Source organism: Micromonospora sp. BQ32, assembly GCF_059358895.1.
In genome coordinates this window covers 18,990-44,357 of sequence record NZ_JCADBI010000024.1, presented here as the reverse complement: position 1 = coordinate 44,357, position 25,368 = coordinate 18,990, and the positions used below count along the sequence as shown (strand labels likewise).

General features: G+C 73.5%; 20 protein-coding genes. 11 read left to right on the top strand and 9 right to left on the bottom strand.

Annotated features, from left to right (window positions below; translation table 11 throughout):
- A complete protein-coding gene (locus tag AC5L30_RS30520; RefSeq protein ID WP_494871523.1) occupies window positions 1-1,110 on the bottom strand; it encodes a winged helix DNA-binding domain-containing protein in 1,110 nt (369 codons plus the stop codon).
- A 90-nt stretch (window positions 1,111-1,200) separates the two neighbouring features.
- Between AC5L30_RS30520 and AC5L30_RS30515 the strand changes: the two genes are divergently transcribed.
- The 4 genes from AC5L30_RS30515 to wrbA all read left to right on the top strand — a co-directional run bounded on the left by AC5L30_RS30515 (window position 1,201) and on the right by wrbA (window position 3,741).
- Complete coding sequence (locus tag AC5L30_RS30515) at window positions 1,201-1,641, top strand: hypothetical protein (RefSeq protein ID WP_494871521.1); 441 nt, start codon at window positions 1,201-1,203, stop codon at window positions 1,639-1,641.
- A 64-nt stretch (window positions 1,642-1,705) separates the two neighbouring features.
- On the top strand, window positions 1,706-2,464 hold the full coding sequence (locus tag AC5L30_RS30510) for a HipA family kinase (protein ID WP_494871519.1): 759 nt from the start codon (window positions 1,706-1,708) through the stop codon (window positions 2,462-2,464).
- On the top strand, window positions 2,461-2,829 hold the full coding sequence (locus AC5L30_RS30505) for a DUF3037 domain-containing protein (protein ID WP_444948143.1): 369 nt from the start codon (window positions 2,461-2,463) through the stop codon (window positions 2,827-2,829). Before AC5L30_RS30510 ends, AC5L30_RS30505 begins: the two co-directional genes overlap by 4 nt.
- 294 nt (window positions 2,830-3,123) lie before the next feature.
- Window positions 3,124-3,741, top strand: coding sequence for an NAD(P)H:quinone oxidoreductase (gene wrbA, locus AC5L30_RS30500; RefSeq protein ID WP_494871517.1), 618 nt, complete (start codon window positions 3,124-3,126; stop codon window positions 3,739-3,741).
- 94 nt (window positions 3,742-3,835) lie between these two features.
- Here wrbA and AC5L30_RS30495 read toward each other — a convergent pair whose 3' ends face one another.
- Window positions 3,836-5,758, bottom strand: a complete 1,923-nt coding sequence (locus AC5L30_RS30495; RefSeq protein ID WP_494871515.1) for an anthranilate synthase family protein — start codon at window positions 5,756-5,758, stop codon at window positions 3,836-3,838.
- 204 nt (window positions 5,759-5,962) lie between these two features.
- Between AC5L30_RS30495 and AC5L30_RS30490 the strand changes: the two genes are divergently transcribed.
- From AC5L30_RS30490 to AC5L30_RS30480, 3 genes are all read left to right on the top strand, one after another.
- A complete protein-coding gene (locus AC5L30_RS30490; protein WP_494871513.1) occupies window positions 5,963-7,375 on the top strand; it encodes an FGGY family carbohydrate kinase in 1,413 nt (470 codons plus the stop codon).
- Between the two features lie 99 nt (window positions 7,376-7,474).
- Complete coding sequence (locus tag AC5L30_RS30485) at window positions 7,475-10,012, top strand: sensor histidine kinase (protein ID WP_494871511.1); 2,538 nt, start codon at window positions 7,475-7,477, stop codon at window positions 10,010-10,012.
- A complete protein-coding gene (locus AC5L30_RS30480) occupies window positions 10,009-10,431 on the top strand; it encodes a roadblock/LC7 domain-containing protein (protein ID WP_435826665.1) in 423 nt (140 codons plus the stop codon). Before AC5L30_RS30485 ends, AC5L30_RS30480 begins: the two co-directional genes overlap by 4 nt.
- 79 nt (window positions 10,432-10,510) lie before the next feature.
- Here AC5L30_RS30480 and AC5L30_RS30475 read toward each other — a convergent pair whose 3' ends face one another.
- A complete protein-coding gene (locus AC5L30_RS30475) occupies window positions 10,511-11,854 on the bottom strand; it encodes a GH1 family beta-glucosidase (protein WP_494871509.1) in 1,344 nt (447 codons plus the stop codon).
- Window positions 11,855-12,697: 843 nt separating this feature from the next.
- On the opposite strand from AC5L30_RS30475, the gene AC5L30_RS30470 reads away from it, so the two are divergent.
- A complete protein-coding gene (locus tag AC5L30_RS30470; RefSeq protein WP_494871507.1) occupies window positions 12,698-15,604 on the top strand; it encodes a glycoside hydrolase family 48 protein in 2,907 nt (968 codons plus the stop codon).
- Between the two features lie 339 nt (window positions 15,605-15,943).
- Here AC5L30_RS30470 and AC5L30_RS30465 read toward each other — a convergent pair whose 3' ends face one another.
- Window positions 15,944-16,552 carry a DUF3159 domain-containing protein gene (locus AC5L30_RS30465; protein WP_494871563.1) on the bottom strand — a complete coding sequence of 203 codons (609 nt, stop codon included), beginning with the start codon at window positions 16,550-16,552 and terminating at the stop codon, window positions 15,944-15,946.
- 230 nt (window positions 16,553-16,782) lie between these two features.
- On the opposite strand from AC5L30_RS30465, the gene AC5L30_RS30460 reads away from it, so the two are divergent.
- Window positions 16,783-17,670 (top strand): phosphatase PAP2 family protein, encoded by an 888-nt coding sequence (locus tag AC5L30_RS30460; protein WP_494871505.1) that lies wholly within the window; start codon window positions 16,783-16,785, stop codon window positions 17,668-17,670.
- Between the two features lie 39 nt (window positions 17,671-17,709).
- On the opposite strand, the gene AC5L30_RS30455 is transcribed toward AC5L30_RS30460, so the two are convergent.
- From AC5L30_RS30455 to AC5L30_RS30445, 3 genes are read right to left on the bottom strand one after another with little or no spacing between them, the layout of a single operon-like run.
- On the bottom strand, window positions 17,710-18,573 hold the full coding sequence (locus tag AC5L30_RS30455; protein ID WP_494871503.1) for a DUF1028 domain-containing protein: 864 nt from the start codon (window positions 18,571-18,573) through the stop codon (window positions 17,710-17,712).
- Between the two features lie 47 nt (window positions 18,574-18,620).
- Window positions 18,621-18,767 (bottom strand): hypothetical protein, encoded by a 147-nt coding sequence (locus AC5L30_RS30450; RefSeq protein WP_494871501.1) that lies wholly within the window; start codon window positions 18,765-18,767, stop codon window positions 18,621-18,623.
- A 30-nt stretch (window positions 18,768-18,797) separates the two neighbouring features.
- Entirely contained in the window at window positions 18,798-19,841 is a 1,044-nt protein-coding gene (locus AC5L30_RS30445) for a low temperature requirement protein A (protein ID WP_494871499.1), read from the bottom strand.
- A gap of 154 nt (window positions 19,842-19,995) precedes the next feature.
- On the opposite strand from AC5L30_RS30445, the gene AC5L30_RS30440 reads away from it, so the two are divergent.
- Both AC5L30_RS30440 and AC5L30_RS30435 read left to right on the top strand, forming a co-directional pair.
- Complete coding sequence (locus AC5L30_RS30440) at window positions 19,996-20,979, top strand: LLM class F420-dependent oxidoreductase (RefSeq protein WP_494871562.1); 984 nt, start codon at window positions 19,996-19,998, stop codon at window positions 20,977-20,979.
- On the top strand, window positions 20,976-21,767 hold the full coding sequence (locus AC5L30_RS30435; protein WP_494871498.1) for an SDR family oxidoreductase: 792 nt from the start codon (window positions 20,976-20,978) through the stop codon (window positions 21,765-21,767). Before AC5L30_RS30440 ends, AC5L30_RS30435 begins: the two co-directional genes overlap by 4 nt.
- A 110-nt stretch (window positions 21,768-21,877) precedes the next feature.
- Here the strand turns inward: AC5L30_RS30435 and AC5L30_RS30430 are convergent, their stop codons facing one another.
- Complete coding sequence (locus AC5L30_RS30430) at window positions 21,878-24,196, bottom strand: transglutaminase TgpA family protein (protein ID WP_494871497.1); 2,319 nt, start codon at window positions 24,194-24,196, stop codon at window positions 21,878-21,880.
- Window positions 24,190-25,362 (bottom strand): DUF58 domain-containing protein, encoded by a 1,173-nt coding sequence (locus AC5L30_RS30425; RefSeq protein ID WP_494871496.1) that lies wholly within the window; start codon window positions 25,360-25,362, stop codon window positions 24,190-24,192. The genes AC5L30_RS30430 and AC5L30_RS30425 overlap by 7 nt, the downstream gene beginning before the upstream one ends.
- Between the last annotated feature and the right edge of the window lie 6 nt (window positions 25,363-25,368).

Genomic DNA, 25,368 nt, shown 5'->3' with positions numbered 1-25,368 from the left:
TCAGGTCAGCCAGTCGAAGCGGGCCGGCAGCCCGAGGAAGTCGGCGTAGCGCCCGAGCGCCTGCTCCACCCGGGCCCGCGCGGCGACGTCGAGCGTCGTGAGCGGCTGGATCGTCACGGTGACCGCGGTGCGGCCGACCTTGCGCTTCCACAGGCCCACCACCCGACCGGCGCGGACCACGGTGGCCTGGAAGATGCCGTTGTTGCCCGGCACCACGGCCGCCTGGTGGGCGGAGTCGAGCATCAGCGTGCGGTCCCGGAAGCCGAGCAGGTACTCGTCGAAGCCGGGCAGCGCCAGCACGTCGTCCGACGCGGTGCGTGGCGCGTCGGCCAGGGCGGCGTCAACGTACATCGGCGTGCCGTCGACCCGTACCGCGCTCAGCGCGTCGTCGGCGGCGGCCAGGCCGCGGCGGGCGTCGGTGAGGGTGAGGCCGCTCCACCCGGCGAACTCGCGGTCGGTGACCGGGCCGTGCCCGCGAACGTAGCGGTGGGCGAGCAGGGCCAGCGCCTCGTCCCGCTCCAGTCGGTGAGATTCGGGTGCCCACTCGTCGAGCAGGGCGAAGGTCTGCTCGGTGCCGACGTTCGGCGCCACGCAGGTCACGCCGCGAACGCTGGCATACCACAGCAGGTGGTAGCCGCGCTGCCCGTCGGTGCCCAGCCCGGCCGCCCGCAGGGTGGCCAGGCACTGCGCGCGGGTGAGCCGACCACCGCCGGCCAACGCGGCGCCGAGGACGTCCACCGCCCGGTCCGCGTCGGCCTCGGTGAGCCCGAGCTGCGCCCGCCGGGTCGCCACGCCGGCCAGCGACCGTACGCCGGTCAGCTCCAGCATCCAGCGGGCGTCGGCGGGCGGGACGAGGTGCACGGTGCCCCGCATCGGCCAGGTGCGCAGCGCCTCCCGCCGCTCCAACGCCGCCTGCACGTCGGCGATGCCGCGACCGGGGAGCCGGGCGCCCAGCGACCACAGCCCGCTGGCCAGGTCCTGTGCCTGCATCGCGCCGAACCACTCGACCACCTCGGCGACGGTGCCGGGCCGGGTGCCCGGGTGCGGGCGCAGCAGCAGGCTGGTCATCCGCAGCGCCAGCGCGTCGGCCGCGCTGAGGTCGACAGGCATGGGCGCTCCTTTTCCGTGGCCGGGCGGCCAGCCTAGGGCCGGCCACCGACACTTTTGCTGGTGGGAGGCGTAACGGCGGTCGTCGGGGGAATGCGGCTCGCCGAAAGTACGCGCGCCGCGTGTACGGAAGGGAATCTCATGACTGCCGCAAGCGAGCCGGCCCGGGGCGCCGGCGTAACGGCCGGATCCCGCACCCATCGGGGGGACGCCCGCGCGAAGACGAGCGCCGCGGCGACCTTCGCCCTGGTGTTCGGAGTGGCCGCTCTGTTCAGCGTGTTGACGGCGATCCTCGCCTGGCTGGGGTTGGTGCTCGGCATCATCGGGATCATCCTCGGCATCGTCGGGCTCAAGATGGCGCGCCGACCCGGGGTCACCGGTCGCGGCGTGTCGATCGGCGGCCTGGTCCTCAGCATCCTGGCCGTGCTGATCGGTCTTGGTTTGGCCGCCGGAATCACCACGTTCGTCAACAACGAGAACGCGGTGGACCGCCTGCAGACCCAGGTCGACAAGCTGCGCGACAGGCTCGACTGACCCTCGCGTGCCGGTCTGGGCCGGCCCGCCACCCGTCCCGGCCGGCCACAGTAGGGTGGGCGGCGTGCTCCGCCAGGTCACCGCGATCCGCTACGTCACCCCGCTGCGCGAGGGTGGGTCGCTGCCGGGCATCGTGGAGGCCGACGACCTGGGCACCTACGTGGCGAAGTTCCGCGGCGCCGGGCAGGGGCCCAAGGCGCTGATCGCCGAGGTGATCTGTGGTGAGCTGGCCCGCCGGCTGGGGTTGCGGGTGCCGCCGCTGGTGGTCCTCGACATCGACCCGGTCATCGGGCGGGCCGAGCCCGACCAGGAGGTGCAGGAGCTGCTGCGCAGCAGCGGTGGCGCCAACCTCGGGATGGACTTCCTGCCCGGGGCGCTGGGCTTCGACCCGGTGGCGCACCCCGTCGACCCGGCGCTGGCCTCCCGGGTGCTGTGGTTCGACGCGTACGTGGAGAACGTCGACCGGAGTTGGCGCAATCCGAACCTGCTCGTCTGGCACCGGGAGCTGTGGCTGATCGACCACGGCGCCTCGCTGTACTTCCACCACAACTGGCCGCGCGCCGAGGCCGCCGTGCACCGGGCCTACCGCGCGGAGGATCACGTGCTGGCGCCGTACGCGTCGCGGCTGGCCGAGGCCGACGCCGAGCTGGCTCCCCAGGTCACCCCGGAGCTGCTCACCGAGGTGTTGGCCCTGGTGCCGGGGGAGTGGTTGACCGCCGCCGACTTCGAGACGGCCGACGCGGCGCGTGACGCGTACCTGGATCACCTGTCCCGCCGGATCGCCCGTACGGCCGACTGGCTGCCATCGGGGAGCGGGGCATGAGGCAACCCTTCGAGTACGCGCTGATCCGGCTCGTGCCCCGCATCGAGCGCGGCGAGCAGATCAACGTCGGGGTGTTGCTCTACTGCCAGCAGCGCGACTTCCTGGCCGCGCGGACGTACCTGGACGCCGACCGGGTTCGCGCGCTGGCGCCCGACGTCGACCTGCCGGCGGTGGCCGCGGTGCTCGACTCCTGGGACCGGACCTGCTCCGGTGACGGGCCGGCGACCCGGATGCGGCTCGGCGAGCGGTTCCACTGGCTGGCCGCGCCGCGCAGCACGATGATCCAGACGGGGCCGGTGCACACCGGTCTCACCGCCGACCCGGCGGCCGAGCTGGACCGGCTGATGGCGACCCTGGTCCGCTGAGCTGGGGCCGGGGCGCGGGAGCGGTGATCGTCCCCTGATCGCGCTACGCCAGCGCCGTTGCCGGCGGAGCGCGATCCCCCGTTCAGGTGCTCGGTGCGGGGCGGCGGCTCGATCCCGCCGGCACCGATGGCATCAGGATCGCCGTCCGCGCGCGGCGGCGGGCCGGAACGACCGGGAAGTTGCGGAAAACTTGAGCCGGCGGGCCGGTATCCAGGAGCGCCGGGGGCGGTCGTTAGAGCGCGCCCGCAGCGGGTAGTCGCGGGAGCTGATCCGAGACGAGAAGGGGACACTCTGATGGCTGCCCAGACCAAGGTAGCGGTGATCTACTACAGCGCCACCGGCACCACCTACCAGATGGCGCAGGCCGTGTGCGAGGCCGCCGGGGACGCCGGTGCCGACGTGCGCCTGCGCAAGGTGCGCGAGTTGGCGCCGGACGAGGCGATCCGCTCCAACTCCGGCTGGCAGGCGCACCACCTGGAGACCCAGGACGTGCCCGAGGCGATGCTCGACGACCTCACCTGGGCCGACGTGGCGATCTTCGGCGCGCCGACCCGGTACGGGATGATCGCCGCCCAGTTGAAGCAGTTCATCGACACCACCGGCCCGCTCTGGAGCCAGGGCGGGCTGGTCAACAAGGTCTACTCCGCCTTCACCTCGGCGGGCACCTCGCACGGCGGGCAGGAGACCACGCTGACCTCGCTCTTCAACGTCTTCTACCACTGGGGCGGTGTGGTGGTCACCCCCGCTTACACCGACACCAGCCAGTTCATCGCCGGCAACCCGTACGGTGCCTCGCACACCAGCAACAACGGGGAGATCGCCCCGGACGCCGTGGCGCTCGGGGCCTGCGCGCTCACCGCCCGGCGTGCGGTGCAGCTGGGCGCGGCGCTGAAGGCGGGCCTGGCCGGCTGACCCGCTGACGGACGAGGTGACCGGTGGCGCGGGCGGGGGCTCTCGGCCCGTCCGCGCCACCGGTCCATCCAGCCCTACCCCCGGGCCGGGGCGACTATGCGCCGCCGAGCGTCGCGGACAGCTCGTCCGGGCGCGACGCGGGCAGCAGCTCGGTCACCAGCTCGCTCAGCACGGCGAGCCCGTCCGGGCTGAGCACCGACTCCGCGTGGAACTGCACTCCGGCGAAGCCGCGCCCCCGCAGGGCGTGCACCGCGCCGTCACCCGGGTCCCGGGCCAGCTCCACCGGCCCGTACGCGGTGGCCAGCAGGTCGGTCTCGGCGCGGGCGGTGAACGTCGAGTAGAACCCGACCCGGCGGGCCCGGCCGAACACCGGCACCTCCCGCTGCAATCCCTGATAGGGCGCGTCCCGGCGGTGCAGCGTCAGCCCCAGCAGCCCGGCCAGCACCTGGTGGCCGAGGCAGACCGCGAGGGTGGGACGGCCGGTGGCCAGCAGCCCGGTCAGCAAACCCCGCAGCGCCAGTACCTTCGGCTCGCCCGCACTGCCCGGGTCGCCCGGCCCCGGACCGGCCACCACCAGGTCGTAGTCGTCGACCGGGCCGCTCGCGTGCCACGGCCGGGTGGTCACCGCGAGACCCAATGCGCCCAGTTGATGGGCCAGCATGCCGGTGAAGGTGTCCTCGGCGTCCACGATCAACACCCGGCGGCCGACCAGCCCGGGCAGGCCGGGGGCGTCCGGTGACCGCTGGTCCAGCCAGAACCGCGCCAGCGGTGCGTTGCGCGCGGCCAGCGCGTCGCGTACCGCCGGGTCGTCGGCCAGCCGCGCGACCGGCCCGCGGTCGCCGACGGTCGCCGCCGGCCCGAGGCCGAGCGCGGCCAGCACCCCGGCGGCCTTGGCGTGCGTCTCGGCCACCTCGCCGGCTGCCGTCGAGTGCCGGACCAGGGTCGCGCCGACCGGCACCCGCAGTCGTCCGGTGGGGGAGATCTCGGCGGTCCGGATCAGGATCGGGGCGTCGAGCGTCTGCCGGCCGGCCTCGTCGTGGCCGAGCAGCGCCAGCACGCCCCCGTAGTAGCCCCGGCCCCGGCGCTCGTGTCGGGCGATCACCCGGCAGGCGTTCTCGATCGGGCTGCCCGTCACGGTGGGGGCGAACATCGTCTCGCGCAGCACCTCCCGCACGTCGCGGGTGCCCCGCCCGGCGAGCAGGTACTCGGTGTGCGCCAGGTGGGACATCTCCTTCAGGTACGGCCCGATCACCTGCCCACCGTGCTCGGCGACGGTGGCCATCATCTTCAGCTCCTCGTCGAGCACCATGTACAGCTCTTCGGTCTCCTTCGGGTCGGCGAGGAAGCGGAGCAGGGCCGCCGGGTCCGCGACGCCACCGGGGCAGCGGAAGGTGCCGCTGATCGGGTTCATCATCACCAGCCCGTCGTCGACGCTGACGTGCCGCTCCGGGCTGGCGCCGACCAGCGTGCGGGTGCCGGTGTGCACCACGAACGTCCAGTACGCGCCGCGCTCGGCGGTGAGCAGTCGGCGCAGCGCGGCCAGCGCGGCCCGCAGCGGCGGGCCCTGCACGGTGGCGTGTAGGGCGCGGTGGATGACGAAGTTCGCGCCCTCGCCGCGGCCGATCTCCTCGGAGAGCACCCGCTGCACGGTCCGCGCGTACTCCTCGTCGCTGATGTCGAAGCCGGCGTCGCTGGTGTGGACCGGTTCGTCGGGCAGTGCGGCGAGGGCGTCGGGCAGCGCGATCCGCTGGTGCTCGCGGATCTGGAGGAACTCCAGCGGGGCGCCGTCGTCGACGCAGGCGAAGCCGCGCTCGGTGATCTGCCGGTACGGCACCAGGGCCAGCGTCCGTGCCCCGGGGGTGCCCGGCGGCAGCGGAAGGTCGGTGAGCCCTTCGACGGTGTCGACCGGGCCGGTGAACAGGTCCAGGTCGTCCGCGCCGTCGCGGCGTAGCAGCGCGAAGGGGCCGGGGTCGACGCCGTGCGCGACGGCGGCGAGCAGGTCGGTCAGGTGGGTCATCGGAGTCTCCGTCGGGCTGGGTGCCGCCGTCGGGCGGCCCTCCGGCCGGGAGATCCGGCGACCGCCTCGATGGCGGCCGCGTGGATGGAGCTACGCGCGGGAGATGGCCGCCGGGTCGGCGGGCCACCAACTGGTCAGTTGCGCGAGCATGTGATCCACCCTACGCGCCCGTCGGCCGGCTGGCACGGGGTAACTTGACCGGCGATGAACATTCTCGCGCTCGACCTGGGCACCTCCTCGGTACGCGGGCTGGTGCTGGACGCGGACACCCAGCCGATGCCGGGTGCCCTGGCCCGCCGCAAGGTCGACCTCGCCATGGGCGACGACGGCACCGGCACGCTGTCCGGTCGGGACTATCTGGCCAGTCTGGTCGAGTGCCTGGACGAGCTGGCCGGCGCGGGTCACCTGCACGACGTCGGCCTGGTGGCGATCTCCGCCCAGTGGCACTCGGTGCTCCCGCTGGACCGTGACGGCGCTCCCCTGGGCCCGGTGGTCACCTGGCTGGACACCCGGCCCGCCCCGGTCGGGCGCACCGCCGGTCCGGCGGACCCGGACGGTTTCCACCAGCGCACCGGCTGCTGGTGGCACCGTTCGTACTGGTCGATGCGGTTGCCCTGGTTGCGGGAGCAGTCCGGCACCCCGATCGCCCGGTTCGTTGGTCTGCCCGAGTACGTGCTGGGTGAGCTGCTCGACACGGCGCCCATGTCGATCTCCCAGGCATCCGGGACCGGTCTGCTGGACCTGCGCACCCTGCGCTGGGACGAGGAGGCGCTGACGCTGGCCGAGGCGCGACCGGCGGACCTGCCGCCGCTGGGCGAGCTGGACTGGCACGGTCGGCTGCGGGTCGACCTGGCTCGTCGGTGGCCGCAGTTGGCGCAGGCCCGGTGGTCACCGCCGGTGGGCGACGGTGGGGCGTCGAACGTCGGCTCGGGCTGCGTCGATCCGAGCCGGGCCGCCGTCACCGTGGGCACCTCCGCGGCGGTACGGCTCATGCAGCGGATCCCGGCCGGCGAGCCGATGCCCCGGCTGCCGGAGCGGTTGTGGCGTTACCGGGTCGACCACGAACACGTGGTGACCGGTGCCGCGTACGCCAACGGGGGCAACCTCTTCGCCTGGGCGGACCGGGAGTTGCGGTTGCCCCGGGGCGCCGAGCTGGACGCCGCGCTGGCGCTGGTGCCGGCGGGCGGTGGCCGAACGGCGGACCCCCGCTTCGGTGGGGACCGGGCGCCCGGGCTGGCGCCGGCGGGCAGCGGTGTGCTCAGCGGGCTCAGCTTCAGCACGACCTCGGTCGACATCCTGGCCGGGCTGATGCAGGGGTTGTGTGAGCTGGTCGCCGAGGATCTCGGGGTGCTGGAGTCCACCATCGACAAACCGGTCGGGGTGGTGCTGGGTGGCGGCGCGGTGGCCGCCTCGGTCTGGTGGCGGCAGGCGTTCGCCACCGCGCTCGCACCGCGACCGGTGTCGCATCAACGCAACCCGGAAATCGGCGCCACCGGTGCCGCGTTGGTGGCGCTGGGGCGCTTCGGTGACGCGATTGGGCTCGCCGACATCGGCCGGACGGACGAGCTGGTTTTACCGACCACGGCAGGACGTTCGCACCCGCAGTATCCTTCCTGAACCTCGGCCTCGCCCGGGCCGTTGACAGCGGTACCGAGCCTGGTTGGATGGACTGCGCTCCCCCGACCGCGGTGGACGCGGTAGGACGGAGGAGGCAGGGTGGCGGCAGGTCCCGACCCGGCGATCGGCGCGGTGTCGAACCATCGCCGACGCCGCTTCGACGTCCGAGTCGTTCCGCATCGACGGCGGTCGCCGTTCCGGCTGCGCGACTGGCGGATGAGCACGAAGCTCGCCACCGTGCTGGTGGTGCCGTCGATGGCGTTCCTCCTGCTCGCCGGGGTGCAGACCAGCACGCTGGTGGGGCGGACGACGGCGTTGAACGACTTCTCCAGTCAGGTCGGCATCGGCCGGCAGATCACCGCGGCGGTGCACCAGCTCCAGCAGGAGCGCGATCGCTCGGCGGGGGAGCTGGGTGAGCTGCGCAAGGGTGGTGACCGGCAGAGCGCCGCGAACGACCTGAAGCCGTTGCAGGCGGCCACCGACAAGGCCATCGTGGACCTCAGTCGGGCCGCCGAGCCACTGGCGGACGCGGACGCGTCCTGGCGGGTCGCGTTCTCCGAGGCGTTGGAGACGTACGACCAGGTGGTGGACATCCGCTCGGCGATTCCGCCGGCGGTGCTCAGCACTGAGACCATCCTGAGCAACTACCACCGGGCCGTCGGGGCGTTGCTCGACCTGCTCGCCGAGCCGACGCCGGGTCAGAACCAGCCGGCGTTGAACGACGCGGTGCTGCGCTACGTCCAGCTGGCCCGGGTCAAGGAGCTCTCCTCCCGGGTGCGGGCCCAGCTTTACGCCGCCTCCCGTGCCGGTGGGTACGGCACCGAGGACCGGGTGGTCCTCGCCGACCTGCGCGGGCAGCAACTCACCGCGCTCGGCGCGTTCCGGGTGGCCGCGACCACTGAGCAGATCCGCCGCTACGACGAGACGTCGGTGTCGCCGATGTTCCTGCTCGCCACCGGGTTGGAGGAGCGCAGCCTGTCCTCCGGCGGCGCGTCGCCGCAGGTGCTGCCGTCGGAGCAGTGGTGGTCGGCCAGCCAGCAGCGTCAGGAGCTGCTTCGCCAGCTTGAGGCGGGCGTGCTCGACGACGCCGTACGCCAGGCCGAGGAGGCCAGTGACGATCAGCTGCGGACGACCCTGCTGGTCGTCGGCGGGGTGGTCACGGTCCTGCTGGCCGCCCTGCTGATCTCGTTGCTGATCGGGCGGTCGGTCGCCCGGTCGATGCGGTTGCTGCGCAGTCAGGCGCTGCGGATCGCCCAGGTCGAGTTGCCGGACGCTCTGGACCGCCTGAAGACCGTCACCGGCGGGGTGCCCCGCATCGAGGTCGCGCCGGCGGTGGTCCGCTCGCTCGACGAGATCGGCGAGCTGGCCGAGGCGTTCGTGGCGGTGCACCGCAGCGCGGTCACGGTCGCCGTCGAGCAGGCGCTGATGCGGCGCAACGTCAACGCGATGTTCGTCAACCTGGCCCGCCGCAGCCAGGTGCTGGTGGAGCGCCAGTTGGAGCTGCTGGACGACCTGGAGCGCGAGGAGAGCGACCCGGACCAGCTGGAGAACCTGTTCAAGCTCGATCACCTGGCCGCCCGGATGCGCCGTAACGACGAGAGCCTGCTGGTGCTCGCCGGCACCGACTCGACCCGGCGGTGGAACCGGCCGGTGGGCCTCGGCGCGGTGCTGCTGGCCGCCGCCGCCGAGATCGAGCAGTACCAGCGGGTCCGGATCGAGTCGGTGGCCGACGTGCACGTGGTCGGGCACGCGGTCGGCGAGTTGGTGCACCTGCTGGCCGAGCTGCTGGAGAACGCCACGGCCTTCTCCCGCCCGGACACCGTCGTGGTGGTGACCGCCCGGGTCGAGGCGGGGGCGCCGCTGATCGAGATCGTCGACCGCGGTCTGGGCATGAGCCCGGCCGCGTTGGTCCAGGCGAACGAGGTGCTGGCCAGCCCTCCGGCGGCGGACGTCGCGGCGGTGGAGCGGATGGGGCTTTTCGTGGTCAGCCACCTGGCGGCCCGGTTGGGTGTCCGCGTGCGGTTGGACGGCGGCGAGGACGGCCTGGTCGCCCGGCTGGCCCTGCCCGCGGTGTTGCTGGCTGCGCCGGGCACCGTGGAGCTGGATGCGCCCCCGTCGGCGCGGATGCTGGCGGCGAGCGCGGCGCGCGGGTCGGCGCCCCCGTCCGGGGCGGTCCGGCAGGCCGCCGCCCCGGTGCCGGGTGTCGCGGCGCGGGACCTGCCGGTCGCCGGTCGCCCGCCGGGCGTCGGCGTGCCGCGTCAGGGCCGCCCGATGCCGGTGCGCGCCGAGGACGTGTTGACCCCGGCCGCTGCTCGCGGTAACGGCGGGGGCTGGTATTCGCGGCAGGGCCCGACCGCGCCGGTGGTGCCCGCACCGGCGGCGCCGCCGACCATCCCGGTCACCGCCGGCACCAACGAGCGGGGGCTGCCGGTGCGGGTGCCGATGGCGCAGTTGAGCGCGGTCACCCGTTCGGCACAACCGATGACGGCACCGACCCGCACCGACCCGGACCCGGAGGCGGTCGGCGGCATGCTCTCGCGGCTCTACAGCGGAGTACGGCGCGCCGAGGCTGAGGACACCACCGAGATACCCGTGCCACCGTCCGGGGGGCACGACGAAGGGGGACGACGACAGTGACGACGTTGAGCCAGGAGGCGCGTGACCTGAGCTGGCTGGTGAGCGCGTTCGCGGAGCGGGTGCCGGGTGTGGCGCACGCGGTGGTGGTCTCCTCCGACGGGCTGCTGGTGGCGATCTCCGATCACCTGCCCCGTGACAACGCGGACAAGCTCGCCGCGGTGACCTCCGGGTTGATGAGCATCACCGCGGGCGCGGCCCAGATGTTCGACGGCGACATCGTCAAGCAGACGGTGGTCGAGATGGGCCGCGGCTACTTCCTGGTGATGCAGATCCGCGACGGCTCGATTCTGGCCACGTTGGCCGCCGGCGACGCGGACATCGGTGTGGTGGGCTACGAGATGGCCCGGCTGGCCAAGCAGGCGGGGGAGATGCTCACCCCGGCTCTGCGGGCGGAGTTGCAGCAGGCGCTGCCCCGCTGAGTGCACCGGCCGAGGCCCGGACGTCACCGGCTCACCCGAGCCGAGCCGTCCGGGCCCGGCCGTCCGGGTGGCGGCGCCTTCAGAAGCCGCCGTCGGCGATGACGGAGCGGTACCAGGTGGCGCTGCTCTTGAGCACCCGCCGCTGGGTGGCGTAGTCCACGTAGACCAGGCCCCAGCGCTGCTCGTAGCCCTGGTCCCACTCGAAGTTGTCCAGCAGTGACCAGACGTGGAAGCTCTCCAGCGGCACCCCGTCGGCGATGGCCCGGTGTGCGGCGGTGAGGTGGTCGCGCAGGAAGTTGATCCGGCCCGTGTCCTGGACGGTGTCGTCCGCGGCCAGAGTGTCCGGTGTGGGCAGCCCGTTCTCGGTGATGGTGAGCGGGATCGGGCCGTAGTCGCGGGTGATCCGGGTCAGCAGGTCGTACATGCCCTCGGGGTAGATCTGCTGCCACTCGGCCTCGGAGGTCGCCCAGCGGTGCGCGGTGCCGCCGTCGGCGGTGACGTAGATGGGGGTGTAGTACTGCACGGCCAGCAGGTCGACCGGCGCGGAGATGACCTTCAGGTCACCGTCGCGGATGCCCTGGACCATCCGGCTCTGCGGGCCCAGGTCGGCCAGCAGGTCCTCGGGGTAGCTGCCCTTGAACAGCGAGTCGAGGTAGAGGCGGTTCTCGTAGGCGTCGTAGAGGTGGGCGGCGGCGGCCGCCTGGGGGGAGTCGTCGGCGGGGTAGCAGGGGTGCAGGTTGAGCGCGGGGCCGATCCGGCTGTCGCTGCCGCTGGCGCGCAGCGCGCCGACGGCGAAGCCGTGGGCCAGTTGCAGGTGGTGGGCGACCAGGTAGGCGGCGTCCGGGTCCTGCCGGCCGGGGGCGTGGTGGCCGGTGAGGTAGCCGTTCTGCACCACGGTCTTGGGCTCGTTGATGGTGAGCCAGGCCGGCACCCGGTCGCCGAGGGCGCGGAAGACCACGTCGGCGTAGTCGGCGAAGCGGTGGGCGGTGTCGCGTGACTCCCAGCCGCCGGCGTCCTGGAGCGCCTGCGGGAGGTCCCAGTGGAACAGGGTGGCCATCGGGGTGATCCCGCGCTCGTGCAGGCCGTCGAGGAGTCGGCGGTAGAAGTCCAGGCCGCGCTGGTTGGGCGTGCCGGTGCCGTCGGGTTGGATCCGGGGCCAGGAGATGGAGAAGCGGTAGCTGCGCAGACCGAGGTCGCGCATGAGGTCGAGGTCCTCGGCGTACCGGTGGTAGTGGTCGATGGCCACGTCGCCGGTGTCGCCGTTGCGGGTGCGCCCCGGGACGCGGCTGAAGGTGTCCCAGACCGATTCGCCGCGCCCGTCCTCCTTGGCGGCGCCCTCGATCTGGTACGCGGAGGTGGCCGCGCCCCAGCCGAAGTTCTCCGGGAAGCGCAGCGGGCCGGCGGGCCCAATAGGTATCGACATGGATTCTCCTCATGGATACGGGGCCACCGCCGAAAGGTTCGGGAGCGCTCCCATGATAGGGCAGGCGCTGCCAGCCGGTCAGCCGGCCATGAGAACGGCCGGCGCTGGCGGGTGAGAGACGGGTGTGGCCCCGAGCAGCGAACGAGGCCGTCCGGGCGGCGCGGCGCGCCTGTCCCGTCGGCCTCTTTTCCTATCGTGTACGGGGGTTTAGTGTGGGGACGGGGGAGGGCAACCCCCGTCCCCACCGTAACTGCACACACACGGGCGGAATTTGGGTCCTGCCGTGCGTGTCGCGCGGGAGCCGGGCCACGCGAGTGGCTCTGGTTCCACCTCCCTCCCTGTGGCGGGACGATGGCTGACGACGGCGTCCGGGCTGGCCCGTCGTCGGCCCTCGGTCTGGTTCCCTGGGCTCGTCAGAGATGACCCCAGCGATCTTCTTGTTGGAACCTTGTCGATGGAAGCGCTCCCATCGACCGATGTTGCGACTGTAACGCCCGTCACGCCTTTGTGAAAGCCCCAAAACGAGATCGAAACAAGGAGCTGATCCGGCGCTCCTCGCGCTTGTTGTGGGAGCGCTTCCATGGCACACTGTCGATTCAACGCGACAGGAGCCAGATCGCGTGAGTGCGGGTCCACCGAGGGCAGCCGGCAGCACCAGCTCCGGTCACGGTCACCCGATCAGCCGGCGGGACCCCCTCCCGTGCGGGCCGCACCGCCGTAACCCCGGCCGGGCCCGGGGAAGACCACCTTCCCGGCGCCTCGACATCCCCGCGGACCACCACCCTCGCGGGCAGGCGCCTCGCCGGGGACCATCCCGGCCTGGTCCGAGGAGACACCGCGCACATGAGACAACTGGCACGACGCCGTCGAGTGGCGATAGTCGCCGCCGCCGCGCTCGTCATCGGCGGGGTGACCCTGCCCGCTGGCGCCGCACAGGCCGCGCCCGCCTGCGACGTGGTCTACGCGACCAACGACTGGAACACCGGCTTCACCGCCAACGTCACCATCAAGAACCTGGGCGACCCGGTCAGCAACTGGACGCTCAAGTGGACCTTCCCGACCAGCGGTCAGCGGGTCACCCAGGGCTGGTCGGCCAGGTTCAGCCAGACCGGCAGTGAGGTCACCGCGACCAACGAGTCGTACAACGGCAACCTCGGCACCGGCGCCTCCACCACCATCGGCTTCAACGGCGCCCACTCGGGCAGCAACCCGAAGCCCACCTCGTTCACCCTGAACGGCACGCCCTGCAACGGCACCCCGGCCAACCTGCCGCCAACGGTCTCCCTCGGCCTGCCGGCCGGGCCGTTCACCGCGCCGGCCGACGTGCCGCTGACCGCCACCGCCAGCGACCCGGACGGGACGATCAGCAAGGTCGAGTTCTACCGCAACGGCCTGCTGATCAACACCGACACCTCCGCCCCGTACGCGTACACCCAGGAGGACCTGCCGGCCGGCAGCTACACCGTCCAGGCCAAGGCGTACGACAACGCCAACGGCATCGGGGTCGACGAGAAGGCGTTCACCGTCGGCGCTGCCAACGGCCCGACCCTGGTCGCCACCCCGTCCGCGGTGAGCGTCAACGAGGGGGGCACCGGCACCTTCAACCTGAAGCTCAGCGCCGCCCCGACGGCCAACGTGCCGGTCACCCTCACCCGCACCGGCGACACCGACGTCACCGTCTCGCCGGCCACCGCCACGCTGACCCCGAGCAACTGGAACACCGGGGTCACCGTCACGGTCGCCGCGGCGGAGGACACCGACACCGTCGGCGGCGCCGCCACCATCACCGCCTCCGCCACCGGTCTCGCCTCGCTGGCGGTCAGCGCCACCGAGATCGACAACGACGCCCCGGGCGGCGACAACGCCTACACGGCGAAGTTCCTCGAGCAGTACGGCAAGATCAAGAACTCGGGCTACTTCAGCCCCGAGGGCGTGCCGTACCACTCGGTGGAGACGCTGATCGTCGAGGCGCCCGACCACGGCCACGAGACCACCTCGGAGGCGTTCAGCTTCTGGCTCTGGCTGGAGGCCTACTACGGCAAGGTCACCCAGAACTGGGCCCCGTTCAACAACGCCTGGACGGTGATGGAGAAGTACATCATCCCCACGCACGCCGACCAGCCGACCGCCGGCTCCGCGGGCACCCCGCAGTACGCCGCGGAGTACAACCTGCCCAGCCAGTACCCCTCGGCGCTGAACCCGAACGTCCCGGTCGGGCAGGACCCGCTCCGCGCGGAGTTGCAGTCCACCTACGGCACCGGCGACATCTACGGCATGCACTGGCTGATGGACGTCGACAACACCTACGGCTTCGGCCGCTGCGGTGACGGCACCACCAAGCCGGCCTACATCAACACCTTCCAGCGGGGCACCCAGGAGTCGGTCTGGGAGACCGTTCCGCAGCCCTCCTGCGACACCTTCGAGCACGGCGGTCAGTACGGCTACCTCGACCTGTTCGTCAAGGACACCGGCGCCCCCGCCAAGCAGTGGAAGTACACCAACGCCCCGGACGCCGACGCCCGCGCCGTGCAGGCCGCGTACTGGGCGCTGACCTGGTCCAAGGCGCAGAACAAGCAGGCCGACGTCGCGGCCACCATCACCAAGGCCGCCAAGATGGGCGACTACCTGCGGTACGCGATGTTCGACAAGTACTTCAAGAAGATCGGCAACTGCGTCGGGGCCAGCACCTGCCCCGCCGGCAGCGGCAAGGACTCCGCGCACTACCTGCTGTCCTGGTACTACGCCTGGGGCGGCGCGTACGACGCCAGCCAGAACTGGTCCTGGCGGATCGGCTCCAGCCACAACCACTTCGGCTACCAGAACCCGTTCGCGGCCTGGGCGCTGACCAACACCCCGGAGCTCAAGCCGCAGTCGTCGACCGCGGTCGCCGACTGGACCAAGAGCTTCGAGCGGCAGCTGGAGTTCTACACCTGGTTGCAGTCCGCCGAGGGCGGCATCGCCGGTGGCGCCACCAACAGCTGGGACGGCAGCTACGCCCAGCCGCCGGCCGGCACCAGCACCTTCTACGGCATGTTCTACGACGTCGACCCGGTCTACAACGACCCGCCGTCGAACCAGTGGTTCGGCATGCAGGCATGGTCGATGCAGCGCATCGCCGAGCTGTACCTGCAGACCGGCAACGCGAAGGCCAAGGCGCTGCTGGACAAGTGGGTGCCATGGGCGATCGCCAACACCACCCTCGGCACCAACTGGTCGATCCCGTCGGACATGGCGTGGACCGGTCAGCCGACCACCTGGAACCCGTCCAACCCGCAGCCCAACACCGGCCTGCACGTCGAGGTCATCAGCAAGGGCCAGGACGTCGGTGTCACCGCCGGCTACGCCCGGATCCTGATCGCCTACGCGGCCAAGTCGGGCAACGTGGCGGCGAAGGACACCGCCAAGGGGCTGCTCGACGCGCTGTCGGCCGCCAGCGACGCCAAGGGTGTCTCCACCACCGAGAAGCGTGGCGACTACCGGCGCTTCGACGACGTCTACAACGCGTCCACCGGGCAGGGCCTCTACGTCCCGGCGGGCTGGACCGGGACGATGCCGAACGGCGACGCCATCGCCGCAGGCAAGAGCTTCCTGGACATCCGGTCCTTCTACAAGAACGACCCGGACTGGCCCAAGGTGCAGGCGTACCTGGACGGTGGTCCGGAGCCCACCTTCAACTACCACCGGTTCTGGGCACAGGCTGACGTCGCCATGGCGTACGCCGACTACGGCAGCCTGTTCCCGAACGGCTGAGACGACCCGGGGTGGGTGGCGTGCACCGCCCACCCCGGGGTCCGGCCCGGGTCCGAGGGAACGACGGACCGGGGCTGGCGGACGGCCTGACACCCACGGTCAGGCCGGGGTGGGCCGGCGATCTGGCCGACGCAGCGGATCGTCCGGCCCACCCCACCGTCCGGACTGAAGCCAGCCGCGAAAAAGCCCAGAAATTCGGGCCCTCGCGGGATCACACCGAGGTCCGTGACGGAGTAACGTACGTCACCGGAGAGGCCGCTCCCCCCGTGGCGGCCTCTCCACTTTTTTGCCCCGAGCCCGCCTGCCTTTCGTGCCCGAGCCCGCCCGAGCCCGCCCGGGTCAGCGAGGCGGCGTGACCGGGTGACGCAGCCCCGGGTGCCCGGCCGGCAGCGAGCGCCGCAGCACCACCCAGCTCAGTGCCAGCGCCGCGGCGACCAGCGGCCAGGTCAACGCCACCCGGGCCACCACCAGCGCGAGCACCTGCCCGCCCAGGTAGAGCGGCACGAACACGGCGACCCGCAGCAGGTAGGTCGCCGCCCACACCCAACTGGCCCGGCCGTACCCGCGCAGCAGCGCCGGGTCGCGCCGCCACCGGGCGCGCTGGCCCAGCACCGCGCCGACCAGCACACCGAGCAGTGGCCACCGCACCACGATGCTGACCGTCCACGCCAGAGCGCTCGCGGCGTTGGACAACACCTGGATCAGGAAGAAGTTCTCGGCCCGACCGGTGCGCACCGCGATCAACGCCGCGACGCAGACGGCCAGCAGCCCGATCAACACCGAACGCGGCCGGTCACCCCGACGCAGCCGTACGCCGGCCACCACCGCGCCCACGGCCAGCGCCGCGCCGACCCCGCCCCACAGCGACTCACCGCCGAGCAGCCAGCCCACCGCGAACGCCAGCGGCGGCAGGGTGGCGTCGATGGCTCCGCGTCGCCCGCCCAGCAGATCCGTCAGCGACTCGGCCCGCGTCGGCCCGCCCGGACCGGTGTCGGCGCCGACCCGCGCCGACCCTGCCGACCCTGGATCGTCGCCCCTGCGCTGCTCCGGACCGGGCTCGGCCGGGCCGCTGTCGCGCTCCGGTTTTCCGCTCACCGCTGCCTCCTCGCCTCCGGCACAACCTAACCGGCGGTTGGCGGCGGGGCCCCGCTCGGACCGCCGACACCTGCCGCTACGGTGTGCGGATGCGCGCGACGGCACGGGGTTGGACCGCGGTCTGGTTGGTCGTACTGGCCCTCGTCCAGGCGGGCGCCTTCCTCGCCGTGTGGCGGGTGGCCGTGCACGTCGAGCTCGGCCAGTGGGTGGACACTGTCGCCCTCACCGGCAACCGGATCGGGCAGGACACCATCGACGGTCCGGTCGACCGGATCCTCAACGCGATGTCGGTGGTGTCGCTGCTGGCAGCCACCGCGATGATCGGGTTCATCGCGCTGATCCGGGGGCGGATCGCCTTGGCGATCACCGCGACCCTGCTGATCGCCGGAGCGAACGTCACCACCCAACTGCTCAAGTACGGGCTGAGCCGGCCCGACTTCGGTGTCGACCCGGAACGCGCCGCGGTGGGCAACAGCCTGCCCAGCGGGCACGCCACGGTGGCCGCCTCGGTGGCGGTCGCGCTGATGCTCGTGCTGCCGCGCAAGGTGCGGGCCGTCGGTGCCTTCATCGGTGCCGGGTACGCCGCCGTCGCCGGAGTCGCCACCCTCTCCGCCGGCTGGCACCGGCCCAGCGACGCGGTCGCCGCGTACCTCGTGGTGGGCGTGTGGGCGGCGTTGGCCGGGCTGCTGCTGTTGGTCAGCCAGCGGGAGCAGGCCGAGATCGCCCCCGGCGACGCGCACCGGGTCGCGGCGCTGGTGCTCGGGCTCGGCGGTGTGCTCGCCCTGGTCGCCTGCGGGCTGTCCCTGTCCTGGCTGCTCGACCTGCGCGACATCGGGCCGGAGGAACTGGCCCGCCGCCCCCTGTTCGTCGGGTACGCGGGCAGCGCCGCCGGGATCGCCGGCACGATGGCCGTGGTGATGGCGTTGGCGCTCACCGTCGTGCACCGGCTGGTGCCCCGGGTCAAGGGCTGAGCCAGCCGCCGCCGTCGCGCGCGGGGCGGCCGGTCGGGGTCAGCTCGCGGAGCGCGGCGCGGGCACATGCGGGGCGACACCACGCAGGTGCGTCAGCACCACCGGGTCGATCCGCCCCGGCACCAGCCGCTCCTCCAGGTTCTCCAACCCGGCCCAGGAGATCAACGCCGCTTCGGTGCCGTCCTCGTGCACCGGATGGCCCAGTGCGCCGAGCAACGCCGCCACCTCGGCGGCGACCGCGCCGCTCAGGTCGAGCAGGGTGGCCGGGTCGGGCCGGCCGAACAGCATGGTGTGCACCGTGAGCAGGCGACCCAGCTCGCCGACCGGGTCGGGGTGGTCGTCCACGCGAAGGTCCACCACCACGTCGCTGGTGCCGCCGTACCCGCCGCCGCGCTCGACCACCAGCAGGCCGGCGCTCTGCCGGCCACGCCGGTCACCGCCGGCCGCGTCGCCGGCCCGCAACGCGGCGAGAAGCCGCTCGGCGAACGGCAGCGCCGCTCCGTCCTGCCAGGCCGCGCCGAGGGCGTCGACGACCTCCGGCCCGGTGAGCACGTTGCCCTGCGCGGCCCAGCCGTCGCCGGTCCGCCCGCCGGCCCACGGATGGCAGGCCGGCCCGGTCCAGCTGGCACCCGGACCGCTGGCCCCCACGACGCCGAGCTGACGGTGCTCCCGCTCGGGATCGGCGGCGATCAACCCGGCCACCACGTCGGCGGCGGCCACCCCGGTCCGGAGCAGGGTGAGGCCCTGTGGGCGGTAGGCGAGGTTGACGTGGGCCTGGGTGGCCAGCGCGCCCACCTCGGCGGCGGCCGCCGGCACCAGCGCCCCGGCGGCGAGGAACTTGCTGGCGACGGCCACGCCGTGCAGGCGGCCGTCGGCGGAGCGGGCGACGAGCGAGAAGGTCACCGGCCGAGAGTAACCTTCCGGGCCGGCGTGACATCGGCGCGCGAGGCTCAGAACGGTGGCGCGGCGGGCTCCGGTGGGGCGCCGTGGGCCCGACGGGCGTCGACCACCGCGACCCCCGCCAGCACCAGCGCCCCGACCGCGGTCGCGACCACCCCGGGCAGGTAGAGCAGCGGCACCGACGAGGCCACCAGCACCGTGAGGGCGATCCACCGGGACGGGGAGATTCACGCGAACACCTCGTACTCGAGACGGGCCCGGCCGGCCAGGAACAGCACCGGGCCGCCGAGCACCATGGCCAGCCACGCTCCCGGGATCCGCTCCAGCGGATGTTCGATGATCAGCTCGTATCCGATCGCGGTGGCAGCCAGACCGATCACCATCAGCAGGTGGGTGTCGGCCGCCGAGCGGCCGATGGTGGCGGGGTGGCGGGCCTTCATCACCGCCTCGCCCAGGATCCGCCCGGCCCGCTGCACGTAGATGCGCCACAGCATGATCGAGGTGGCCAGCGCCAGCGCGAACGCCCACGCGTGCCCCTTCTCGTAGGGCCCCCTGCTGTACGCGAAACCCGCCACCAGGATCGTCTCGCCCAGCGCGACGAGGAAGAACTGCTGGTACCGCTCGGCCAGGTGCTCCCCGGCGATCTCCCACTTGGAGACCGTCGAACGACCCAGGCCGGGCACCGGCCAGCCACAGCGGCCGGCCAGGTACTCGATGAACAGCGCCGCCGACCAGAGCAGCACCTGCGCGTTGGTGGGCAACATGGCGCCGCCGATCCAGAACAGCCCGCTGAACGCGTAGACCACCGCCATGCGCACCTTCAACCGGCGGTACGGGTGCGCCCCCAGCGCGACCGACAGGATCACCGGCCGGGTCACCTGCGCGACCACGTACGCCACCGCGAACATCAGCGCGGTGTCGCTGAAGGCCCGGGGGACCGCCACCCCCATCACCATGCTGCACACCAGCGCGGTGAGCACCACGGTCTGCAACGGCGCCCGGTACGGGTCGTACCGGCTGGTCGTCCACGCGGTGCCCTGCCAGACCGCCCAGAGCGCGAGCAGCAACAGCAGTGTCTTGCCGCCGCCGGTGACCGTCCCCCAGCCGTGCTCCCGGCCCGGTTCCTGGGTCAGATCCTCGAACGCGCGCGCGGAGATCCGGGTGAGCGCGAAGACGTACACCAGGTCGAAGAAGAGTTCCAGGAACGTCGCCCGACCGGGCGTGGTCGCCGCCGGGACCGGCTCCAGGTGTCCCGCCGCCCTGGAACCCATGGTCAGCGGCCTGCGCCGTCGGTCCGGTCCACCTCGAAGTGGTAGCACCTCCCACCGGCCCGGACGACTGGAAACCGGCGATTCTGCCCAACCCGGGGATCTTGCTCGGGCCGGCGTCAACGGGCACGATCGATCGGTGACGAATCGATGGGGCATGACGGTGCCGCTGGGCGGGATCGCGTTGGCGCAGCACGACGCGGCCTACGCGGCCCTCGACCGGGCCGGGTTCACCGACGTCTGGTCGTCCGAGGTCGCCGGGACCGACGCGTTCACCCCGCTGGCGCTCGCCGCGGCCTGGCAGCCCGGGCTGCGGCTGGGCACCGCGATCACGCCGGTCTTCACCCGGGGCCCCGGGCTGTTGGCGATGAGCGCGGCGGCGCTGGCCGAGGCCGCGCCGGGGCGGTTCTCGCTCGGCATCGGCGCGTCCTCACCCGTGCTGGTGCGGGACTGGAACGCGTTGTCGTTCGACGAGCCGTTCCGTCGCACCCGCGACGTCCTGCGCTTCCTGCGCGCCGCGCTGCGCGGCGAGACCGTCGACGAGGTTTACGACACGTTCACCGTCCGCCGGTTCACGCTGGAACGACCACCGGCGGTGCCGCCACCGATCCTGCTCGCCGCGCTGCGTCCGGGGATGCTCCGGCTGGCCGGTGCGGAGGCCGACGGGGTCATCCTCAACTGGCTCAGCGCCGACGACGTGCCGCGTGCCCTCGCCGAGCTGGGCGAGCGGCGCGCCGGCTTCGAGGTCGCCGCCCGGATCTTCGTCTGCCCCACCGAGGACGCCGCGTACGCCCGGGCGCTGGGCCGCCGGCTCATCACCAGCTACCTCACCGTCCCGGCGTACGCCGAGTTCCACCGCTGGCTCGGCCGCGACGAGGCGCTCGCGCCCATGTGGGCGGCCTGGTCCGCCGGTGACCGGCGCGGCGCCAGCGCGGCGGTGCCCGACGAGGTGGTCGACGCGTTGGTGCTGCACGGCTCGCCGGAGCGGTGTCGCGCCGAGGTGCGCCGCTACGCCGACAACGGGGTGGACGTGCCGATCGTCGCGCTGCTGCCCACCCCCGAGGTCACCGCCGGCGGCGCGACCGCGCTGCTCAGCCTCATCGCCCGGTTGGGCACCAACTCCGTGGAGGTGTCCGCGTGAACCTCACCGACCGGATCGTGGTGGTCACCGGCGGGGCCGGCGGCATCGGGGCGGCGCTGTCGCGCCGGTTCGCCGCCGAGGGGGCCGCCGCCGTGGTGGTCGCCGACCTGGACGCCGACGCGGCCGACGCGGTGGCCGAGGAGATCGGCCCGGTCGCACACGCCATCGCCCTCGACGTCACCGACGAGGAGCAAGTCCGTGACCTGGTCGCCGACACCGAGGAGCGGTACGGCCGGATCGACCTGTTCTGCGCCAACGCGGGGGTGACCACCGGCGGGGGAGTGGAGGTCGACGACGCCGGCTGGGACCGCTCCTGGCGGGTCAACGTGCTGGCCCACGTCTACTCGGCTCGCGCGGTGCTGCCCGGAATGCTCGCCCGGGGCGGCGGGCACCTGCTGCACACCTGCTCCGCGGCGGGTGTGCTGACCGCGGTGGGCGACGCCGCGTACACCGCGACGAAGCACGCCTCGGTGGGGTTCGCGGAGTGGCTGGCCATCACCTACCGGGACCGGGGCATCCGGGTCAGCGCGCTTTGCCCGCAGGGGGTGGACACCCCGATGCTCGCCGACGGGCTCGCCGAGGGTCACCTCGGCGCCCGGGTGGTCGCCGCGTCCGGTGCGGTGCTCACCCCGGACCAGGTCGCCGACGCGGCCGTCGCCGGGCTGGCCGAGGAACGTTTCCTGATCCTGCCGCACCCCGAGGTCGCCGACTACGCGCGCCGCCGCGCCGAGGACCCGGACGGCTGGCAGGCCGGCATGCGCAAACTCATCCGCCGGCTGACCGCCTGACCCGCTACCGCTCCGGAACGCGCCCGGCGGCCAGCAGATGGGCGCCGCCTCCGCCGGTGATCAAGAGGTTTGCGTCAGAAGTGGACCCGCAGCCGACGCAAAGCTCTTGATCAGCGCGGGGAGCGGCGGGCGCGGCGCAGGGGTGCGGGGTGCACGGACCAGAGCAGGCGGCGCCACCAGGGGCGGGCGGAGCGCAGGGTGGCCACGTAGGCGGTGGCCACCTCGGCGGCCCGAGCCGCCTGGTCGGGCGTAGCGGCGCCGGGGGCGAAGCCCACCTGATTGAGCAGGGCCGCCAACTCGTCCACGGCCGGGCGGGACGCGTCGGCCGCCGCCGTGTCGTCGCTGGTCGTGCCCGCTCGGGCGTCGGCGAGGGTCCGGCGGGCGTGCCCGGCGACCTCGGTGGCGGCCAGGTCGTCCCCGACCGGTCTCCCGGCCAGCCGGAGCGCGTCGGTGACCTCCCGCCAGGCGCCGGCGATGCGCTGGCCGGGGTCGCCCCGCACGAGCCGGCTGCGGGTGAGGGAACGGCGCATCGCCAGCAGGGCGAGCAGGAGTGCCCCCACCACCAGCAGCAGACCGCCGCTGCCGCCGGCGACCAGCACCGGGGTGGAGACCCCGTCCCGGCCGGGCGGGCCGTCGGGGGCGGCCACCGGCTCCGGTGAGGCGCTCGGCTCCGCGGTCGGTGCCGGCGCCTCCGACGGAGGCGGGTCCTCCGGCGTCGGGCGGAAATCCTCCTCCACCGGTCGCGGCTCGTCGTTCGGGCGGGGCAGCGGGTCGAACGCCACCCACCCCAGCCCGTCGAAGAGCACCTCCGGCCAGGCGTACGCGTCGCCGGCCAGCACCGGCCCCTGCCCGCTGGTCCGGAAGCCCACCACCACCCGCGTCGGTAGCCCGGAGAGCCGGCCGAGGACCGCGAACGCCGCCGCGAACTGCTCCGAGGTGCCCTCCTGCCCGCCGCCGTTGCGGGGCCCGAACAGGAAGAAACCCAGATTCGGGTACGCGTGCCCGCTCGGCGCGTCCGCCACCACCCGGTAGTGCTCGGCCAGGAACTGCTCGATCGCCGACGCCCGCGCGAACGGCGCGCCGTTCTCCTCGGCCAACTGGGTGGCCAGCCGGCGCATCGGGTCGGGCACCCCGTCGGCGACCCGCAGCACCCGGGCCACCTCCTCGCCGGCGGGCACGTTCGCGGTGGCCAACAGGTTCACGTCCGGGCGTTCCTCGGCGGAGGTCACCGTGTACCGCAGCCCCGGCGTCAGCCCTTCCGGCCGGATCAGTGTCCCGCTCGCCGGGTCGTACGCCACCCGCGCACCGCTGACCTCCCGGGGCGTCGCCACGGCGGGTAGCAGCCGACCGCTCAACTCGGCCACGCTGATCTGCTGCTGGACCGTCCGCACGGTGCTGTCCCGGGCCGGAGTCGCGGCCGGCAGGATCCGCCCGGCGTTGCGGTACGTCGCGCCGACCCGCCAGGTCACCCCGTCGTAGTCGTTGAGCACCGCTAACCGGATCCGCACACTGCGCGCGGTGTCCGCCGCCGGGTCAGCCTCGGGCGGGGCGTCGGCGGACGGTGCGGCGGGGCGTTTGGTGCTCACGTCGAGGAGCTTCTGCTCCGGGTGCAGCGCCCAGCCGGAGATCCGGATCAACGGGTTCTCGTCGAGCGTCTGCACCTGCGGCGGCTCCACGTACCGGCGTGGGTCCACCGGCCGACCGTCGACCTGCTCGGCGACAACCGGGCCGAGCAACGCCACCAGCCCGACCACCAGGGCCACCCCGAGCGCCGCGCTGGTGGCCAGCCGCAGCCGCACCGCCGCGCGTACCCGGGGGGTCAGGTCGGCGCTCGGATCGCCGCCGCCCGGCGCTGTCCGGGTGGGGGTGGCCAGGCCGAGGGCCGCGACCGCGACGAAGGCCAGCGTCGCCTTCACCGCCGGTTCGGCGTTCGGGCCGACCACGTAGAGGGCGGCGGCGTAGAGCCCCGCCGCCGGCAGGTAACCCAGCAGCACCCGGCCGGTGCGCAGCGCCACCTCCGCGCCGGCCAGCCCGGCCAGCCAGGCGGCGACGACCGGCACCAGCACCGTGTCCGGGGTGGGCTCCACCGGGATCATCGCGGTGAGCAGCCGGGGAATGCCGTTGCGGGCGGCGTCCGCGGTGACCTCCAGCAGGCCGCCCGGCACGTCCGCGCGAGTCGCGGCCAGCCGCAGCGACCACAGTGTCCAGCCGGCCATCGCGGCCACCGACACCGGCGCCACCAGCCACGACGGCAGCCGCCGCGCGGCCACGCTGACCAGTACCGAACCCGCCGCCGCGCCGATGACCAGCCAGGTCAGCAGGCCACCGGCGTACACCCGGCCGAGCACCACCCCGGCGAGCGCCGTCAGCCCGATCAGCGCCAGCGGCAGGACCGCCGCCCGCAGCACCCGCACGGCGCCCGTCACCACCGGCGTACCCCGTCCCACTCGGCGGCGAACTGCGCACCGTCGGCCGCGTCGACGACCACCAGGCCGGCGGCGCCTGGCGGCGTCGGCTCGGCCGCACCGAACACCCCGACCACCACCGACGGGTACGCCCCGCGCAGCGCCCCGACGTGCCCCAGCTCGGCCCGGCCACCCGGCCCGGTCAGGAAGATCAGCGTGTCGCCGAGCCGGTCCTGCCGCAGCCGGGTGGTGGCCGCCCGCACCGCGTCACCGTCGTCGGACAGGTCGGCGGCGGCGAGCCGGTCCAGCGGCCCGAGAGGGCCGTCGGCCTCGCCGTCGGGCGTGGTGACCTCCGCCGGCTCGGCGGCGGCCAACAGCAACAGCACCGGCAGGTCGGCGCGGTGCGCGGCGGTGACGATCGACGCCGCCGCCTCACAGGCCGACTCGAACGACTCCGCCACCCCGCCGACCCGTAGCGGGTGCGCGGCGGCACGGTTGTCCAGCAGGACGACCAGGCGCGGCAGGCTGGTGTCCACGTTCTCCCGCACCATCAGCTCACCCACCCGGGCGCTGGTGCGCCAGTGCACCCGGCGCAGCTCGTCGCCGACCACGTACTCCCGCAGCGAGTCGAACGTGATCGACCCGTGCGGGACCCCGTCCACCCGGCCGTCGAGGCTGCGCCCCGCGCCTCGGGGCACCGCCGTCAGCGGATGGACCCGGGGGTGCACCCAGACCGGCACCGCCGCCCCGTACGGGCGGGCCAGCGCCACCAACCCCAGCGGGTCGCGTCGGGTCACCCGCAGCGGACCGACCGGCACCACCCCACGACGGTCGGTCGGCACGTCGTAGCGGACCTCGGTGTCCCGGCCGGGCCGCAGGCGCAACACCGGCACGGGTACCGTCCGCTCCCCGCACCGGTCCTCGGCCAGCAGGTTCGCCGATCGCAGCCGCCCGGTGTTGCGCACGGTCAACGTCATGGCCGCCGGCTCGCCGCGCGCCACCCGGTCCGGGTCCGCGCGGCGGGTCACCGTCAGCCGGGGCCGCCAGACCGCGACCAACGCGGCGTAGCCGACGGCCGCGCCGGCCGCCGCGCCGAGCAGCGTCAACTCGGGGTACGCGAACCGGAAACCCGCCCCCAGCAGCAGCACGGCGGCGACGAGCAGCCCGACCCCACGGGCGGTGATCCCCATCGCGCT

Bases quoted from the DNA above. Each gene is read 5' to 3' on its own strand.
- AC5L30_RS30490 (WP_494871513.1), top strand. From the start codon at position 5,963: ATGAACATTCTCGCGCTCGACCTGGGCACCTCCTCGGTACGCGGGCTG.
- wrbA (WP_494871517.1), top strand. From the start codon at position 3,124: ATGGCTGCCCAGACCAAGGTAGCGGTGATCTACTACAGCGCCACCGGC.
- AC5L30_RS30515 (WP_494871521.1), top strand. From the start codon at position 1,201: ATGCGGCTCGCCGAAAGTACGCGCGCCGCGTGTACGGAAGGGAATCTC.
- AC5L30_RS30520 (WP_494871523.1), bottom strand. From the start codon at position 1,110: ATGCCTGTCGACCTCAGCGCGGCCGACGCGCTGGCGCTGCGGATGACC.
- AC5L30_RS30445 (WP_494871499.1), bottom strand. From the start codon at position 19,841: ATGGGTTCCAGGGCGGCGGGACACCTGGAGCCGGTCCCGGCGGCGACC.
- AC5L30_RS30475 (WP_494871509.1), bottom strand. From the start codon at position 11,854: ATGTCGATACCTATTGGGCCCGCCGGCCCGCTGCGCTTCCCGGAGAAC.
- AC5L30_RS30470 (WP_494871507.1), top strand. From the start codon at position 12,698: ATGAGACAACTGGCACGACGCCGTCGAGTGGCGATAGTCGCCGCCGCC.
- AC5L30_RS30505 (WP_444948143.1), top strand. From the start codon at position 2,461: ATGAGGCAACCCTTCGAGTACGCGCTGATCCGGCTCGTGCCCCGCATC.
- AC5L30_RS30495 (WP_494871515.1), bottom strand. From the start codon at position 5,758: ATGACCCACCTGACCGACCTGCTCGCCGCCGTCGCGCACGGCGTCGAC.
- AC5L30_RS30425 (WP_494871496.1), bottom strand. From the start codon at position 25,362: ATGGGGATCACCGCCCGTGGGGTCGGGCTGCTCGTCGCCGCCGTGCTG.
- AC5L30_RS30440 (WP_494871562.1), top strand. From the start codon at position 19,996: ATGACGGTGCCGCTGGGCGGGATCGCGTTGGCGCAGCACGACGCGGCC.